Here is a 16,241-nt window from a genome sequence, read left to right as displayed (position 1 = left end):
ATCGAGTCGCATAAGGTTTAAGTATCAGGAGATATGCCGCGATGATTCGAAATCCAAATTTGGGGTGATAATCTTTCATGTGGAGTCCGGATAATTATTTTAAGAAATTTTACGAGCGTGTAACTCCCTCCGAAAGTTTTGGGGCGTCTTCACAAGAGGAATGGAGCGATTGGAATGGGCGATTAAAGCGACGATTCGTAGAATTGCTTGGCGGTTTTCCAACGAAGAATTCCGAACTTTTTCCGGTACTTCTTGAATCAGAAGTCTGTGATACTTATATTCGTCAGAGGATTCAAATTCAGACGTATCCTAATCTCTACATGCCGGTATATGTGCTCATTCCGAAAAAACGCAAAGAGCGAATGGGAGCGGTAATTGCTTGTCATGGCCATGGTTATGGAAGCAAGGATATCGTCGGATTAACCAAAGATGGTGAGGAAAAGACGGGAGAGACAGGCTACCAGAAAAATTTTGCGGTTGAATTGGTACGGAGGGGCTATGTCGTAGTCGCTCCGGAATTGCTAGGCTTTGGTGATCGTAAGATTGTAGATGAATCAAGGGAATCAGACTCTTGTAAACGTCTATCAACTTTTCTTTTAGCCATGGGTCAGACAATGGCTGGATATCGCGTATATGAAACACTGCGTTGTGTAGACTATCTACTTACACGGGATGATGTAGACGCGGATCGAATTGGTTGTATGGGAATTTCAGGTGGAGGGCTTGTCTGCTCGTTTGCAGCCGCGGTAGATGATAGGATTTCCGCAGCAGTCGTTAGTGGCTATGCCAACACTTTTCAAGCTAGCATTTTATCAATTCATCACTGTATAGACAACTATATACCTGGTCTGTCCCTAATTGCCGAAATGCCCGATTTGCTCGGTTTGATCGCTCCAAGGCCGCTGCTGATTGAAGCAGGAAAAAGAGATCCTATTTTTCCTAGGCACGCTGCTTTGGAAGCGTTTGAGAAGATTCAAAGCGTTTATCAGCTCCTGGAAGCATCAGAAAATTTGGAATTAGATCTATTTGATGGCGATCATCAAATCTCAGGAAATGTGGCATATGACTGGTTTCATCGAGTTTGGGGCCAAAGTTGAATAAACGTTTATAGGAAGCTGCCGAGCAAAGACTCGGCGGCTTTATTCCATTTTATGTATAGCAAAATAACAGCCCATTTAAATTGGTTATGTACTGGATGGGTTATATCATGTTAAATTGGGTGATGAATTTAGTGACAATATTCTATATACTTTTTTCAGGGTTCCAAGTAAGCAAAGGGGGATTTAGAGAGAAATGGGAAACTTAGTTGACAAGAAAATCGTTATTGCCGGATCCAGGAAAACCGAGGAAATGAGTTTATTGATTCAGAAACAGGGAGGAACTCCACTCGTTCGACCATTGCAAGGGTTACTATATTTGGATGAGACGGCTGTAGAGAAAGAACTAAATTTCTGCTTACATAACAAAGTAGACTGGTTTGTGTTCACAACTGGAACTGGCACAGAAACGCTGCTGAGTGCAGCTGAAAGGCTGGGCATGTATTCAGGTTTGCTGCAAAAAATGAAGGAGGCAAACGTTGCCGCTCGCGGGTACAAGACGAATAATTTGCTTAAGAAATTGGACATAAAGTCAGACGTCATCGATGAAGATGGAACAACACAAGGTTTAATTAACAGTTTATCTTCGCATGATCTCTCGAATCAAACGGTAGTCGTCCAACTGCACGGTGAACCGCAGCCGTCGTTAATTCATTTCTTGGAGGAGCGGGGAGCAAATGTCGTTCAGCTTTTGCCATATCGGCATATTGAACCGGAATCATCCACACTTGAAACTTTGTGTCATGAACTTACGACAGGTTCGATTGATGCTGTATGTTTCACAACAGCCGTGCAAGTGAGGTATCTTTTTGAATATGCAAGACGACAAGGAATTATAGATACAGTCAGACAAGCATTTTCCACAAATGTAAAAGCTGTTGCTGTTGGCAAAGTAACTGCCGAAGCTTTGAAAGATGAGGGTTTGAAACTCGTTATAGCGCCTGAAAATGAGAGGATGGGAGCTATGATTATCGAATTGGTGAAGTATTACAGCCAGTGAGATGAACGATGGCATCGGCACGGAGCCGGTGCCATTTATATTTTTTGAATATTCCTTTACAGGAATATTCCTTTTGTGGTATATTCAATTCAACATCAAGATGACGGTTGTGGTAGAGGAGGATGAGTTGATAAGAAGATACTGATCTCATGAGGTGAGCATCATGTCAGAGAAGAATCCAGGCATTAAGGTGTCGACTCTGAGCGCTCTGGCCGAACCGAATCGCAGGCAAATCATTGAGCTACTGCGCGACGGCCCCCTGACCGTGGGGGAAATCGCCGACCGGCTGGGGCTGCATCAGCCTCAAGCCTCCAAGCATTTGAAGGTCCTTTACGATAACGAGATTGTGGACGTACAGGCCGAAGCCAACCGCCGTATTTATAAATTGCGGCCTGAGCCCTTCCAAGCGCTGGATACTTGGGTGAAGTCTTTCCGCCGCGTCATGGAAGAGAGATTTGACAAACTGGACGATTACTTGCGGGAATTGCAAAACAAGAATGATTCTTAAGATCTTTCAAATTGATGAGGAGGAATTACAATGTCCAACAACGCCATGCTTTCAAGAGTAGAAAATGATCGAGTACTGGTCCTGGAGCGGGTCTTCGACGCACCGCGCAACCTCGTTTTCAACATGTTCAAAGAGGCCAAGCATCTAAAACACTGGTGGGGGCCAAGAGGATGGGAGCTTCCAATTTGCAAGGTTGATTTCCGGGTGGGCGGCGTTTGGCATTTCTGTATGAAGTGCGTCGACGAGAACCAGGGACATTTTTTCGGAATGGAATCTTGGGGCAAAGCGGTCTATAAAGAGATCATAGAGCCCGAGAAGATCGTCTGGGTCGATTCCTTCTCGGATGCCGAAGGTAATACGAACGACTCTTTGCCTTCGACCGAGGTCACATTGGAATTTGTCGATCTTGACGGCAAGACGAAAGTGATTAACCGTTCTGAATATGTATCGGCGGAGGCCCTGAAGACCGTCATGGATATGGGCATGCTGCAAGGTATCACCGAAACGTGGGACCGTCTGGAAGAGCGTCTGAACGAAGTCAAGTAAGACATAAGGGAACGGCCGCCTGGCGTTGAGAGCCTGCGGCCGTTTTAGTTCGGCGAAATATTTGCTGGGGTTCAGTCTGTTAGGCGAGGTTTAAGGGTTGACATTTTGTTTCGTAGTAACTACAATGATTACAACGGTGGTGATGCTAAGTGAAACAGATAAGTAGCAGATTTTCTATTGCTGTTCACATCCTTTCTCTAATCGCCATTTCCAAAGATTGTACCGGCGATTTCATTGCAGGCAGTGTGAATACGAATCCCGTCATCATCCGCAGAATAATGGGGATGCTTAAGAGGGCGGGTTTGGTGGAGATACGTCCCGGAGTAGGGGGCGCAACATTGTTGAAGGATCGAGATCAGATTACACTTCTGGACGTATATCACGCCGTGGAAGTGATCGAAGACGGTCAACTGTTTAATTTTCACGATGAACCGAATCCCAACTGCCCGGTTGGCCGGAATATTGAAGCAGCTCTTCGTGCGGAAATGAAGGAAGCCCAGTCTGCGATGGAACTAAGGCTGGCTCAAGTGAACTTAAGCCAGTTGGCAGATCAGTTTGTGTAATAAAAAGCTCTTAGAGCTTTTTTTATGTCGTCGTTGTAACCATCATTGTTATAACGATGGAATAAATAAATTCAATAAAATGGAGGAGTTAAGATGAAAATTTTAGTAACAGGCGTAACAGGGAAATTGGGATCCATTGTAATAGAGCAGTTATTGGAAACCGTGCCAGCTCATAATCTGGTTGTCAGTGTACGCAACCTGGAGAAAGCGGAAAGCCTTCGCGCCCGCGGCGTGGACGTACGGCATGGGGATTTCGACCAACCTGAAACACTAGACAAAGCGTTTGCTGGTATCGATCGGCTTTTGATTGTGTCCACGGATGGCGACAACGAAACGCGAATTCGTCAGCATGCTGCTGCCGTAACAGCCGCACAGAAGGCTAATGTTGGTTTTATTGCGTATACTAGCCTTGGAAATGCGAGCGAGAACTCGATTTTTCTTGCTCCGGTGCATCGTGCCACAGAGGAAGCCATTAAAAACACGGGGATTCCTTATTCCTTCCTGCGTAACAACTGGTACTTGGAGAACGAGACAGGCAGTATCCAAGCAGTTCTTGGAGGAGCACCTTGGTTAACGTCAGCGGGATCCGGCAAAGTAGGTTGGGCGACGCGTCGTGATTATGCAAAGGCTGCTGCCGCGGTATTGGTTGGCGAAGGTCACGAAAATACCGTTTACGAGCTGTCTGGCAAGCTTCTTACGCAGGAAGAGCTGGCTTCGCTCCTTGCGGGCGTATTGGGCAGGGAAGTTCCCGTTCAACAAGTGGATGACGCCACTTATGCTAACATTATGAGCAGCGCTGGCGTGCCGGAGCCGGTTGTTCCGATTCTGGTTGGGATTCAGAGCGCGATTCGTGACGGGGCTTTGGAAGTCGAGAGTAACGATTTTCATAAGCTGTTAGGACGTCCGACGACGCCGATCGAAGAGGGTCTCCGTCAAATCGTAAGCGAAATTCAGTCTAATTAAGTGTCTGAAACAATTAAGAAGGTTGACCTAGATACCCTTATGCGGGCGGAGGGTCAGCCTCTTTTTTATACTTAAAAAAGGGACTGCGATGTTTAGGTATCGTTATTGGAATGTTTATCCATTTGATTTTTGGTCGAAGGATAATTAATATAGGTAAGGGTAAAATTAAATACTAACCCTCATCAATAGATGAGGTAGAGGTCGCGATGTTGAAGAGTACATCAGAGGAAGTCCAGTAAAGACTGTTGATTCTGATGAAAAGGCACCATCGCCGAAGCCGTGCGGTATACTGACCGTGCTGGGCTGGGGCCGTTTCCGAAAGGGGCGGAACTGTCATGCTGCAGATCCAAAGCAGTGTGTTGTGCTATCTTGAAAAGGATAAATGAGGGAGTAGAAGCTGTCTTTCTTATTTGTTATAAGAGGCGGTTTTTTTGCGTTTATGGCCTTCATTACGACGAAAACTAAAGGAAGACATGTAAAGGGAGAGTATGGAAAGTGAAAGAAAATAAGTTGCGTAGAGGACTGAAATCGCGTCACATGACGATGATTTCACTTGGAGGATCGATTGGAACAGGCTTGTTCCTAGCCAGTGGCGGGGCGATTCATGCTGCTGGACCAGGGGGAGCGTTGTTAGCTTACACCATCATTGGAATTATGGTTTATTTCTTAGTAACCAGTTTAGGAGAAATGGCAACATTTATGCCGGTATCTGGAACATTCAGTACTTATGCAACGAAATTCGTAGATCCATCTTTCGGTTTTGCGCTGGGGTGGAATTATTGGTATAACTGGGCGATAACAATCGCGGCAGAGCTGTCCGCGGCAACGCTTATTATTAAGTTTTGGCTGCCAGATAGCCCCTCATTCTTATGGAGTGCTTTATTCCTGGCCTTAATGGTTGGGCTTAATCTGTTGTCTGTGAAAAGCTATGGCGAGTCGGAATATTGGTTCGCGATGATCAAGATTGTAACTGTTATTGTCTTTATAGGCATCGGTTTGCTAATGATCGTCGGCATCTGGGGCGGAAAGGCAGTTGGTTTTAGTAATTTCACAGCAGGTGACGCGCCGATTTCGGGTGGTTTGCTTGCAGTACTTGGCGTTTGTATGGCTGCGGGCTTCTCTTTCCAAGGAACAGAGCTCGTGGGTATTGCTGCGGGAGAGTCTGAAAATCCACGGAAAAACGTTCCTCGGGCGATTCGCAGTGTTTTCTGGAGAATCCTCTTATTCTATATCTTAGCAATTTTCGTTGTGGGTATGCTGATTCCCTATACGACAGATACATTGGCCAGCGACAGCGTTGCGGCAAGTCCATTTACGATTATTTTCGAAAAAGCAGGCTTAAGTGTAGCTGCTTCTGTGATGAATGCCGTCATCCTTAGCTCGGTGCTGTCTGCTGGTAATTCAGGTATGTACGCTTCTACTCGAATGCTTTGGGTGTTGGCGAAAGAAGGCAAAGCGCCTAAATGGTTTTCAAAAATAAATAAAAGAGGAATTCCAGTCAACGCACTGCTTGCGACAGCTGTATTGGGAATGCTTGCTTTCCTTGCTTCCTTCTTTGGCGATGGACAAGTGTACATTTGGCTCTTGAATGCGTCAGGTATGTCTGGGTTCATTGCGTGGCTCGGCATTGCGATTAGCCATTACCGTTTCCGTAAAGCTTATGTTGCACAGGGGCGTGAACTCTCCGACCTTCCATACCGCTCCAAATGGTTCCCATTTGGGCCTATCTTGGCAGGTGTAATGTGTATGATTGTCATTATTGGTCAAAGTATTAGTGCCTTCTCTGAAGGTCAGGTCGACTGGAAGTTTTTATTTGCTTCGTACATCGGCATTCCATTGTTCCTGATATTGTGGCTGGGTTACAAGTGGAAATACAAAACTAAAGTGTTAAAACTAAAAGAATGCAATTTGAATTCTGAAGAAGAATAGTTTGAAAAATATCTACACGAAGCTGCCGGTAACGGCAGCTTTTTTGCATGAATGAGACTGACTCTATTCACGCGGCTGCGGTTGCAGTTCCTGTTCCTGTCAGTTGCCCTAAAACAAAGAACGTGATACAATCATCCTGACGAACGTTCGGAAGGATGATGAAAGTGACTGCAGATCGGATTAAAGAGATTGCGCTCAAACAGTTCGCCAAAAACGGATATGAAGGCGCATCGCTGGCTGACATCGCAGCGGAAGTAGGCATCAAAAAGCAATCCATTTATACTCATTTCAAAGGGAAAGATGATCTCTTCCTTGAACTGTTTGATCATGTTACGGCGAAGGAAATAAATTTTGCTGTGGATTATCTTGATCGCTATAGAGATCGTGCAATTGACCAGCTTCTGTATGGCTTCCTTATTCAGTATCAAGATTGTTATGAAAAAGACGATAACACTAAATTTTTCTTGCGGGTAGCTTTTTTCCCGCCTTCCCATCTTTATGAGGTAATTGTCAAAGAAGGTTATCGCTATTTAGATACGCTTAAAACGATGTTAATTTCGGTATTCGATCAAGCAATTGCTGAAGGGAGCATTAGTCCTGATGTTAGCAGTGAAGTGGCGACAGTTGCTTTTCTCGCTGTACTGGACGGCATGTTCGTAGAATTGCTATTCGGAGGAGCCGAGCTATCGCTGAAAAGGATTGAAGCTTCCTGGTTCGTCTATTGGCGTGGCATCAAAAAGTAAATCAGCAGGAGGATTGACAACATGAATCGGAATTGGATTTATATATTTATTGGCGCTTTTTTTGAAGTTATTTGGGTCACAGGATTAAAACATTCGGACACGACCTTGACGTGGATAGGCACGATCATCGCGATGTATATCTCTTTTCATCTTGTCATTAGCGCTTCGACCAAGCTGCCGGTGGGGACCGTGTATGCAGTTTTTACCGGCATGGGGACAGCGGGAACCGTATTGGTGGAAATGCTGTTGTTCGGAGAACCATTTAGATTTCTTAAAGTATTCCTTATTCTACTTCTTTTATCCGGTGTATTTGGATTGAAATTTGTGACGAAAGAGAATACTACGAAAGGAGCTGCCGTCTAATGGGTTGGATTTTTCTTGTCTTTGCCGGGATGTTTGAAGTCGTAGGCGTTGTGGGTATGAACCAGATTAATAAGGCGAAAAGCATCCGGTCGTTTAGCCTTTTCATCGTAGGGATTGTCATGAGTTTCGGGTTATTGAGCTTGGCTATGAAAACTTTGCCGATGGGTACCTCTTACGCAGTGTGGACTGGGATTGGAACGGTTGGCGGCGCTATCGTCGGGATGCTGTTCTATGGGGAATCCAAGGATTGGAAACGGATTGTGTTCATCGGCATGGTATTAAGCGCAGCAGTTGGGTTGAAATTAATCGCTTAACCAATTAGATGATTGGAGTGAAGCTGCTTTAACGTTGATAATCAACGCTAAAGTGTTGGGCTGCGCATCGGCAGACAAGGTAACGTTGTAAAACAACGTTACCTTGATGCAAAGGTTGGGGTTTGGGCTCGAGTGGAGGAGTTAGAGTCGTTTTTCAGCGTTAACTCACGCCTGGTTAGGAGTTCAGCAACTTTAACGGTGAAAAACAAAGCTAAATCGTTGGTCTTTGTTCTTCGCATTCACCGTCAAGTTAGCGTTAATCTTCGCAGCCAACATAATCTCCCATAAAAAACTCTCCAATCGGAGAGTTTTTTTACATGCTGGAGGAAGCGATCACCGCGCCCCATTCATCAGGGCTAACGTCTCTAACGTGCTTAGAAAACATCCAATGGTGTCCTTCAATGTCTTGTACCACGTAATGCCGTTCGCCGTATTCCGTTTCATTGAGAGCCTCTACAATGTTGGCGCCAGCCAATTTTGTCCGCTCATAATGCAAGTCGATGTCCTCAACGAATATCATGAGGGTTTGTGTAGAATATCCGAGTTTGGCAGGGCTTATCTGGCTTGGATTCGAATTTTTGAGCATTACCCAAGCACTATCAAGGTGCAAGAGCGCGCCATGGAGCTGTCCGTCCGGCTGTTCGAAACGGTAATACTCTCTGAAACCGAATGTCGCGGTTAGCCAGTTCAGCGAAGTTTCAACGTTATCATAGTAGATGTGGGGCAGCACAATATTGGCGGGTACAGAACGGTTGTTGACCATAGAAAAGCCCTCCTGAATTCCTTATATACTTCATCAAGTATAGCATGTCTCCTTCAAGAATATCCCATAGTCGGAGGAATTGGACACTTATGGGGTGAATCCGATGCCATCACACATCATTTCCCAACTACCTGTAGCGCCAAAGAAGTCATAAAACATGCAAATGCTATAATCGCTGCCCAAGCACGAACCCTATCTAACCGTTCCCACCTCCTCAGAGCTTTTTCCATTTAAAGTTAAAGTAGATTTATGAACTCCAGTGCACATCGAAGGGGTTTTTGTAGCAATTTGCATATTCAAAGGAACCTTTGTCGAATGTCAATTTATTAGCAGGAAGTGTCATCTTTTTGGTGAAATTGTTGCTGACAGCGAATATGTTTGAGTTTTCCTATGGTATGAAATATAGAAATGGGGGGGTAGTTCTATGTACAATCTTTTAATTGTAGATGATGAGCCCAGGCATAGGGATGGTCTTGCGAACCTGATCAGTAAGTTAAAACCGAACTATCAAGTATTTAAGGCAAAAAACGGGAACGATGCGCTTATTATTATGGCAGACCATAAGATTGACATTGTGTTTAGCGATATTCGAATGCCCCAAATGGACGGGTTACAGCTTTTAGAACGACTTGAGTCCTATGATAAACCACCAATCCTCGTCATTCTTAGCGGGTACAGGCAATTTGAATATGCTCAAAAAGCAATAAGTCTAGGTGTCTGCGAATATTTACTCAAACCCATTGATATTGCAACGATGGACAATACATTGGATAAAATTGAAAAAGCTATGTTGGCGAATCAAACCCAGCTGCAAGAAAATGAATATACGATTACGAAGCTAAATAAAACACTTCCAATTTACAACGATCATTTGATGAACCAGTGGGTTCTGGGACATTTAGAAGGAAATAGCTTATTAGAGGTGCAGAAATTACTTCCTCTTATCAATAAAGGCACGGTACTGTTAACAGAGATCAATTCTTTAAAATCTACGTATAGGACCGATGAATTCCAGACGAGACAGCTGGTTAAGGAAAATGTCGAACGAGCTCTAGGGGCTTCATCCCAATCGATTTCCTTTTTTTTGGAGGATCGGAGAAGCATTCTTGTTACAGTGGTCTCTACAAGTGCATGCGACATTCGTTCGACAGAAACTCTTGATAAAATGGGATTGTGCATTCGGGAAATGAAAGAATTCGATTTGGACATCACAATGGCGCTAGGAACGGAATGTGAGGACGTTATTCGACAAGTAAACAAGTCGTTTGCAGATGCAAAACGGGCATTGTCGTATCAATTTTTCCTTGGAAGCGCTATTATAATTGCTTTAGATGATATTATCCCAGCAGCAAGTGAAAAACTGCTAACGAAATATCGAGAAGAAGAGGAGCTGCTGGATGCAGTTCGGGAATCCGATAAATCCAAAGCTATCCGCCTGATTCATACCATTTTCGACAAACAGATTAGCCATGGGCTCCCGCTGCCGGATTCCTTTAAAGAATTTATTCTGCGCATTATGTTGCACGTGGTTCATCATTTCAAAGATGTTATGTTAGAAGATTATTATAAAGAATTATTAAGAAAAACCGAAGACACGATGAAAAATAGTACATTCTTTTTAACGATGAGAGATACCGTAAGTGAGATGCTGAATGACATGATTGACAACATTTTAAATACTCGAAATTGGAAAAAAGAAATGATCATCAAGACATGTTTGCAATTTATCGAAGAAAATTATGCTGAAGATCTCTTTTTGGAATCCATGGCCAGCAAGTTTTATTTTAATACGAGTTACTTTAGTCATTATTTCAAAGTAAATACGGGCATCTCGTTCAGCCAATACTTGCTTCGAACACGGTTAAGAAAAGGAAAAGAGTTTCTGGAAGAGTCTGATTTCAAAATTTATGAGATATCCAAATTAATCGGATTTAAAGATACCAAATATTTCAATCGCGTATTTAAAAAGGAATTCGGGGTAACGCCTGAGGAATACCGAAGAATAGCGTTGAACATGTCCAGCGCGAAAAAATAATAAAGCGAGTTGATGTAAAGTGAGGTCAAGAATTAAATTCCTAGGCAGATTGATGAATAAGCTCAGGTTTAGAGACAAATTAACAATCTCCTATATTTTACTTATAACAGTCCCGTCTATCGTGATCGGTTTAAAATATTACAGCACCAGTTCGCAAATCATTCTGGAAAATGCCAGTAAACATATCTATGAAATTGTCAAAAAAGATAATCAGATCATTGATAACCGGCTTTACAAATTACAAGAAAGTACATTGTCCACGATTTCTAATGTCGAATTGTATACGCTTTTGAATGCAATGGATAAAGATGACGACATGCAATTAATCCAAAGTGACAAGCGAATTAAGGAGATTTTAAATCAATATTTTATTGAAAACGGAGATATTTTTTCCGCAAATCTATTAACCAGCTATTACACCTTCGGCAGTACAAATGTATCCATTTCACAAGAAAAAGTAATGGATTCCAGCGTGTATCAAGAAGCAAAGCAATCAGAAGGAGGACTCGTTTGGATTCCAAATTACGAAGTGTCTCAAATTGTGAAAAGCGGCGAAATACTGAAGAATGAGGAGTACAGTTTATTTGCTGCGGCTCGCACGATCAACAGTACGTATTTCCAAAACGGATCCATCCATTACATGGATGAAAGTATTGAAAGACCTGTTCTGTTAATTAATGTGAAAGCAGCCATGTTTAATAGTGTGTTTGCCGATAGCCTGCCTGTGACCGGGGCGTATACCTATGTATTATCTCCGGAAGGAAGAGTAATCTCGCCTTCGCAGTCCAATCATATCAAATCCTATGCAGATTCAGCTTGGTTTAAAGATGCTGCTTTGAAAAACAGCGGATCGTTGATCAGTACGATTGCCGGAAGAAAAATGCTGGTCTGTTTTGACAGGATGCAAACAACCGGTTGGATGACGGCCGCTTTCGTACCATATGATCAATTGATAGTCAATTTGTCGAACCTCCGAACCTATACGCTATATCTGAGTATATTTCTAATGATTTTGTCGATCATTATCGCCTATTTCCTTTCAGGCTGGTTAACGAATCCGATCAAAAAATTGTTAGTTGCTACCCATTTGATTGGAATTGGGAAGTTCACAACCAAAATCCCCGTCGTATCGGACAAGGAGTTCGGCTTTTTATTCAGTAAATTTAATCAAATGAACGAAAAAATACAACAATTGATAACTGAGAATTATGAGGTGAAATTAAGGGAAAAAGAGGCGGAAATCATGGCCTTGAACCTGCAGCTGAACCCACATTTTCTTTATAACACGTTAAATATAATCAATTGGATGGCGATCGACAAAAATCAGGACGAAATTAGCCGTATGATTATTAGCTTATCCACGATGCTTGAGTATACCGTACATAATAAAAAAGAAGTCGTTCCCCTTTTAGAGGATATGAAATGGTTGAAAGGCTATTTGCATATCATGAGCACTCGCTATGAGGGTATTTTTGGCGTTCAATATGAAATAGATCCCGCGTTAGACAATTGTACGGTACCTAAACTATTTCTTCAGCCGATCATCGAAAATGCGATTATTCACGGATTTGAGTCGCTGGAAAAAGGCGGGATACTTCGTATTGTCGGGTGGAAAAGTGACACGAACGTATATTTTACTGTACAGGATAATGGAAAGGGCATTAGCGATGTACAAATGAAGAAGATTATGGACAGTGATTCGGACCATGTAGGGATTAGTAATATTGATAAACGGATTAAGCTTTTGTTCGGTCAAGAGTACGGAATAACCTTTGATTCCCAAGTAGGTAGCGGCACGAGCGTTCATATCGTGTTTCCTTATGGGATTCATGAGAGCAATGTGGACATTTTTTAGCGTAGAGTCATTTATGATGAAAATATAAGAATAATCCACTAAACCAAAAACTTTCGAATATCAAGATGTAAGCGCATTCGTTATATTGTAATTACATAAGTTAAACCTTATGAAGAACTTAGAGTGATAAGGGAGGAAAGCAAATTGCTACAGAAAAAAAGAATGATGAAACGATCTCTCGTTGTTTTATTCGCATCCATGATAACTCTTACGGGGTGTACGACCAGTACGAGTACCAAAGAGGCGGCGGTATCACCAGCGGGAACATCTTTGCCTCAACCAAGCAAAGAAGCAGCTGCATCACCGGAGGCCAAAAAGGACCCCGTCAAATTAAAGTATACATATTGGGGAAGTCCTCAAGAAAAAACAGCAATTGAGAATGCAACGAAAAAATTCACGCAGAAATATCCATGGATTACTGTCGATCCTGTGTTCATCCCGGAATCGGATTATGACGCGAAAATCACGGCTATGGTTGCCGGTAATGAAGCGCCGGATGCTGGCTATATGCACTCGGAGTTAGGGGAAGCCTGGCAAAATGAAGAGAAGTTTGTCAACTTCAACGATCTGTTTGCCAATGATAAAGAAATTAAAAAATCAGATTTCCTCGATTATATATGGTTCAACGGCACGAAACCCAATTATACATATGCGATAAGTACAGCAGCGGAGTCATTTGCCATTTTCTACAATAAAGATTTATTTGCAGAGGCAAAAGTAGAAGTACCGCCTGCAAAAGCTGAAAATGCATGGACTTGGGATCAATTCATAGCCGTAGCTCAAAAATTAACGCTCGATAAAAATGGTAAAAATGCGGCTGACCCGAGTTTTGATGCAAATAACATCAAACAATTCGGTGTATCATTCGAAAGCTGGTGGGGGCCAATTATGGCGCAAGTCGTCAATAACGGCGGCGATATCATTTCGAAAGATGGCAAAACGTTCGCGCTCGACCAACCGGAAGCGGTTGAAGCGGTTCAAAGACTCGCTGATTTAATCAATAAATATCATGTTGCGCCGTCCCCAACCCAAATGAAATCCATTCCTTCCCAGGCTGTTGCCCTTCAATCTAAAATTGTCGCCATGAGTATGCATGGACAATGGATTAATCTTGATCTTGGAGCGGCAAAAGTAAACTATGGTATCGGCGCATTGCCGAAGATGAAACAAAGCATTGCCATGGGTATTAGCGGTGAAAGCGTTATTTATAAATCTACGAAGCATCTGGAAGAAACATGGATGCTGACCAAATTTTTAGCAGATCCAGCCGGTGCAATAGATTTGTACAAAGACGGTCTGTGGATGCCTACTATGAAAAAATGGTATACGGATCCTGCACTGGTTGCACAATGGGCGGAAAATAATCCTGCACACCCTGAAGGTTTCAAAGATGCCTTTATGAATAACTTGTTGAAAAATGGAGTAGCAAGTCCTGGCTATTATTTGATGAATTTCGGCAAAGTCACTGATATGACATTCTCTGCACTTGATCCGGTTTGGTTGGGTAAAACGACAGCAGAAAAAGCGCTAAAAGATTTGGCACCGAAAGTTCAAGCAGAGATAAAAGGTAGATTTGGTTCAAACTAATCACAGCTTTACGATATCAGAGCGTGGGATATATGATTAGCCGGCATATCTGACATTGTCGGCTAATCTACAAATGAATGCAGGAGAGATCGCAATGGAGATTGGTGTTGAACAAAAAGAAATCATCACGGAATCAAAAAAAATGGTCAAGAAAAGAGTTTATCGGGAACTGATCAGCGGACTTTTGTTTGCTTCACCTGTATTGCTAGGGTTTCTTATATTTGTAATTGGTCCTGTGTTATATACGGTGTATCTCAGTTTTACCAAATATAATATAGTCTCAGCTCCGCAGTTTGTCGGGTTCGATAATTATATTCATTTGCTTTCAGGCAAAGATGCTTTCTATTATCCGGCAGTCAAGGCAACTTTTTATTATGTCATGCTTAGCGTGCCGGCTGGGATCATATTCTCATTTTTCATTGCTATTTTGTTAAATATGAAAATAAGAGGACGAACCATTTTCCGTGCCATATTTTATTTGCCTGTTATTATTCCGCTCGCAGCATCCTCCATCATTTGGTTATGGTTATTGCAGCCGAACTTTGGTATTGTCAATTATTTACTTGAAACGTTTCATTTACCAACTTCGTTATGGCTGTCTTCCGACGCAACCGTAATTCCTACATTAATTTTAATCAGTCTATGGACGACGGGGAACATGATCGTTATTTTTCTAGCCGGACTTCAGAATATTCCCTCTCATCTGTATGAAGCCTTCGAAGTGGATGGAGGTAACAGTTTTCAGAAATTGTTTTACATCACGGTTCCGATGAGTTCTTCCATTATCTTTTTCAATACGGTAATCGGGTTTATTAACGCTTTTCAAACGTTCGTTCAACCGTATGTCATGACGCAAGGGGGTCCGAATAAGGCGAGCTACTTGTATGTCTTGTATTTGTTCAGAGAAGGGTTTCAATTCTCTAATTTTGGAACCTCAAGCGCAAGTGCGGTCATGCTGTTTATAATCATCTTATTGTTCACTTGGATTTTCTTTAAATTCTCAAAATCGCTTGTGTACTACGAAGGGCAGGAAGACCGTAAATGAAAAGAAAACAGTCACTTAAGTTGCTTCTTGTATATGTGATCCTAATCATCGGCAGTGCGATTTGCCTCTTTCCCTTTTATTGGATGGTGAGGACGGCAGTCGTTGATATGGGTGAGATATTTAAAAATCCGCCTATTTTTATCCCAAGTTCGCTTTATTGGGAGAACTTTAAAACTGCGCTCAGCAGTCACCCGTTCCCCCAATATTTTCTCAATAGCATAATCGTTACAGGACTTTCTATTATCGGTGTTTTATTAAGCAGTTCAATTTGCGCGTATAGTTTTTCCAGAATTAACTGGATCGGCAGGGACCGCGTTTTTGGAGTTATTTTAACCGGATTGATGCTGCCGTTCTTCGTTGTTATGATTCCACACTTTATCGGTTGGAAAGTATTGAATCTAACCGATACCTTCGTTCCGTTAATTGCACCTGCATGGTTTGGCGGCGGCGTGTTTAACATTTTCTTGCTTAGACAATTTTTTATGTCGATCCCAAGAGAGATGGATGAAGCGGCGAAGATCGATGGAGCAGGCCATTTGTTAACCTATTGGAAAATTATTTTACCGATAGGCAAACAATCGATGATAGTCGTAGGTTTGTTAACTTTTCTTGCGAGTTGGAACGATTATTTGGGCCCGCTGGTGTTTATAACATCAGAGAAAAACTACACGTTAATGCTTGGATTGACTTTGTTCCAAGGGACGTATTCTGCGCAGTGGAATTATATGATGGCAGCAACAAGCGTTGTCGTATTGCCGTCCTTAATCTTATTCCTCATTGCGCAAAAACATTTGGTAGAAGGCATTGCGATGACTGGTGTGAAGGGGTAAGCGTAATTGGGTTGTACCGTCACATAGCAATTAACTACCTTAAGGGGGTGATCAAAGTAAGCGGAATGACCAATCTAACAGCAACAACTGGTTCATTCCG

General features: G+C 42.6%; 16 protein-coding genes and 1 riboswitch. Of the genes, 15 read left to right on the top strand and 1 reads right to left on the bottom strand.

Features of this window, described 5'->3' with window-relative positions; all coding sequences use genetic code 11:
• Positions 1 to 77 precede the first annotated feature (77 nt).
• The 10 genes from J2Z65_RS17220 (at position 78) to J2Z65_RS17175 (ending at position 8,026) form a co-directional block, all read left to right on the top strand.
• Positions 78 to 1,097, top strand: a complete 1,020-nt coding sequence (locus J2Z65_RS17220) for an alpha/beta hydrolase family protein (protein ID WP_167060166.1) — start codon at positions 78 to 80, stop codon at positions 1,095 to 1,097.
• Between the two features lie 196 nt (positions 1,098 to 1,293).
• Positions 1,294 to 2,097, top strand: coding sequence for a uroporphyrinogen-III synthase (locus J2Z65_RS17215; protein WP_167060163.1), 804 nt, complete (start codon positions 1,294 to 1,296; stop codon positions 2,095 to 2,097).
• 163 nt (positions 2,098 to 2,260) lie between these two features.
• Positions 2,261 to 2,605 carry an ArsR/SmtB family transcription factor gene (locus J2Z65_RS17210; protein ID WP_167060160.1) on the top strand — a complete coding sequence of 115 codons (345 nt, stop codon included), beginning with the start codon at positions 2,261 to 2,263 and terminating at the stop codon, positions 2,603 to 2,605.
• 30 nt (positions 2,606 to 2,635) lie between these two features.
• Complete coding sequence (locus tag J2Z65_RS17205; protein ID WP_167060157.1) at positions 2,636 to 3,151, top strand: SRPBCC domain-containing protein; 516 nt, start codon at positions 2,636 to 2,638, stop codon at positions 3,149 to 3,151.
• 149 nt (positions 3,152 to 3,300) lie between these two features.
• Positions 3,301 to 3,714, top strand: coding sequence for an Rrf2 family transcriptional regulator (locus tag J2Z65_RS17200; protein ID WP_167060155.1), 414 nt, complete (start codon positions 3,301 to 3,303; stop codon positions 3,712 to 3,714).
• A 93-nt stretch (positions 3,715 to 3,807) separates the two neighbouring features.
• The gene (locus J2Z65_RS17195) at positions 3,808 to 4,677 is read left to right on the top strand and encodes an SDR family oxidoreductase (RefSeq protein WP_167060152.1); all 870 of its coding nucleotides are present in this window, start codon (positions 3,808 to 3,810) and stop codon (positions 4,675 to 4,677) included.
• A 187-nt stretch (positions 4,678 to 4,864) separates the two neighbouring features.
• Positions 4,865 to 5,052: riboswitch (Lysine riboswitch) on the top strand.
• A 162-nt stretch (positions 5,053 to 5,214) separates the two neighbouring features.
• Positions 5,215 to 6,606, top strand: a complete 1,392-nt coding sequence (locus tag J2Z65_RS17190) for an amino acid permease (RefSeq protein WP_209856001.1) — start codon at positions 5,215 to 5,217, stop codon at positions 6,604 to 6,606.
• A gap of 158 nt (positions 6,607 to 6,764) precedes the next feature.
• Complete coding sequence (locus J2Z65_RS17185; RefSeq protein ID WP_193580979.1) at positions 6,765 to 7,349, top strand: TetR/AcrR family transcriptional regulator; 585 nt, start codon at positions 6,765 to 6,767, stop codon at positions 7,347 to 7,349.
• A gap of 21 nt (positions 7,350 to 7,370) precedes the next feature.
• Entirely contained in the window at positions 7,371 to 7,712 is a 342-nt protein-coding gene (locus J2Z65_RS17180; protein WP_167060147.1) for a DMT family transporter, read from the top strand.
• Entirely contained in the window at positions 7,712 to 8,026 is a 315-nt protein-coding gene (locus J2Z65_RS17175) for a DMT family transporter (protein WP_167060144.1), read from the top strand. The genes J2Z65_RS17180 and J2Z65_RS17175 overlap by 1 nt, the downstream gene beginning before the upstream one ends.
• A gap of 313 nt (positions 8,027 to 8,339) precedes the next feature.
• Here the strand turns inward: J2Z65_RS17175 and J2Z65_RS17170 are convergent, their stop codons facing one another.
• Positions 8,340 to 8,789, bottom strand: coding sequence for a VOC family protein (locus J2Z65_RS17170; RefSeq protein WP_167060141.1), 450 nt, complete (start codon positions 8,787 to 8,789; stop codon positions 8,340 to 8,342).
• Between the two features lie 424 nt (positions 8,790 to 9,213).
• Here J2Z65_RS17170 and J2Z65_RS17165 point away from each other — a divergent pair, with 424 nt between their 5' ends.
• From J2Z65_RS17165 to J2Z65_RS17145, 5 genes are all read left to right on the top strand, one after another.
• The gene (locus J2Z65_RS17165; RefSeq protein WP_167060138.1) at positions 9,214 to 10,824 is read left to right on the top strand and encodes a response regulator transcription factor; all 1,611 of its coding nucleotides are present in this window, start codon (positions 9,214 to 9,216) and stop codon (positions 10,822 to 10,824) included.
• 52 nt (positions 10,825 to 10,876) lie between these two features.
• Positions 10,877 to 12,679 carry a cache domain-containing sensor histidine kinase gene (locus tag J2Z65_RS17160; protein WP_209855976.1) on the top strand — a complete coding sequence of 601 codons (1,803 nt, stop codon included), beginning with the start codon at positions 10,877 to 10,879 and terminating at the stop codon, positions 12,677 to 12,679.
• Positions 12,680 to 12,823: 144 nt separating this feature from the next.
• On the top strand, positions 12,824 to 14,266 hold the full coding sequence (locus J2Z65_RS17155; RefSeq protein ID WP_240159773.1) for an ABC transporter substrate-binding protein: 1,443 nt from the start codon (positions 12,824 to 12,826) through the stop codon (positions 14,264 to 14,266).
• Between the two features lie 94 nt (positions 14,267 to 14,360).
• Positions 14,361 to 15,311 (top strand): carbohydrate ABC transporter permease, encoded by a 951-nt coding sequence (locus tag J2Z65_RS17150; RefSeq protein ID WP_244999161.1) that lies wholly within the window; start codon positions 14,361 to 14,363, stop codon positions 15,309 to 15,311.
• Positions 15,308 to 16,141 carry a carbohydrate ABC transporter permease gene (locus J2Z65_RS17145; RefSeq protein ID WP_209855972.1) on the top strand — a complete coding sequence of 278 codons (834 nt, stop codon included), beginning with the start codon at positions 15,308 to 15,310 and terminating at the stop codon, positions 16,139 to 16,141. Before J2Z65_RS17150 ends, J2Z65_RS17145 begins: the two co-directional genes overlap by 4 nt.
• The last annotated feature ends 100 nt before the right edge of the window (positions 16,142 to 16,241 follow it).

This window comes from Paenibacillus aceris (genome assembly GCF_017874035.1).
Classification (GTDB): Bacteria; Bacillota; Bacilli; order Paenibacillales; family NBRC-103111; genus Paenibacillus_E; species Paenibacillus_E aceris.
The sequence above is the reverse complement of the archived record's forward strand: the minus strand, read 5'-3'. Positions and strand labels throughout refer to the sequence as shown.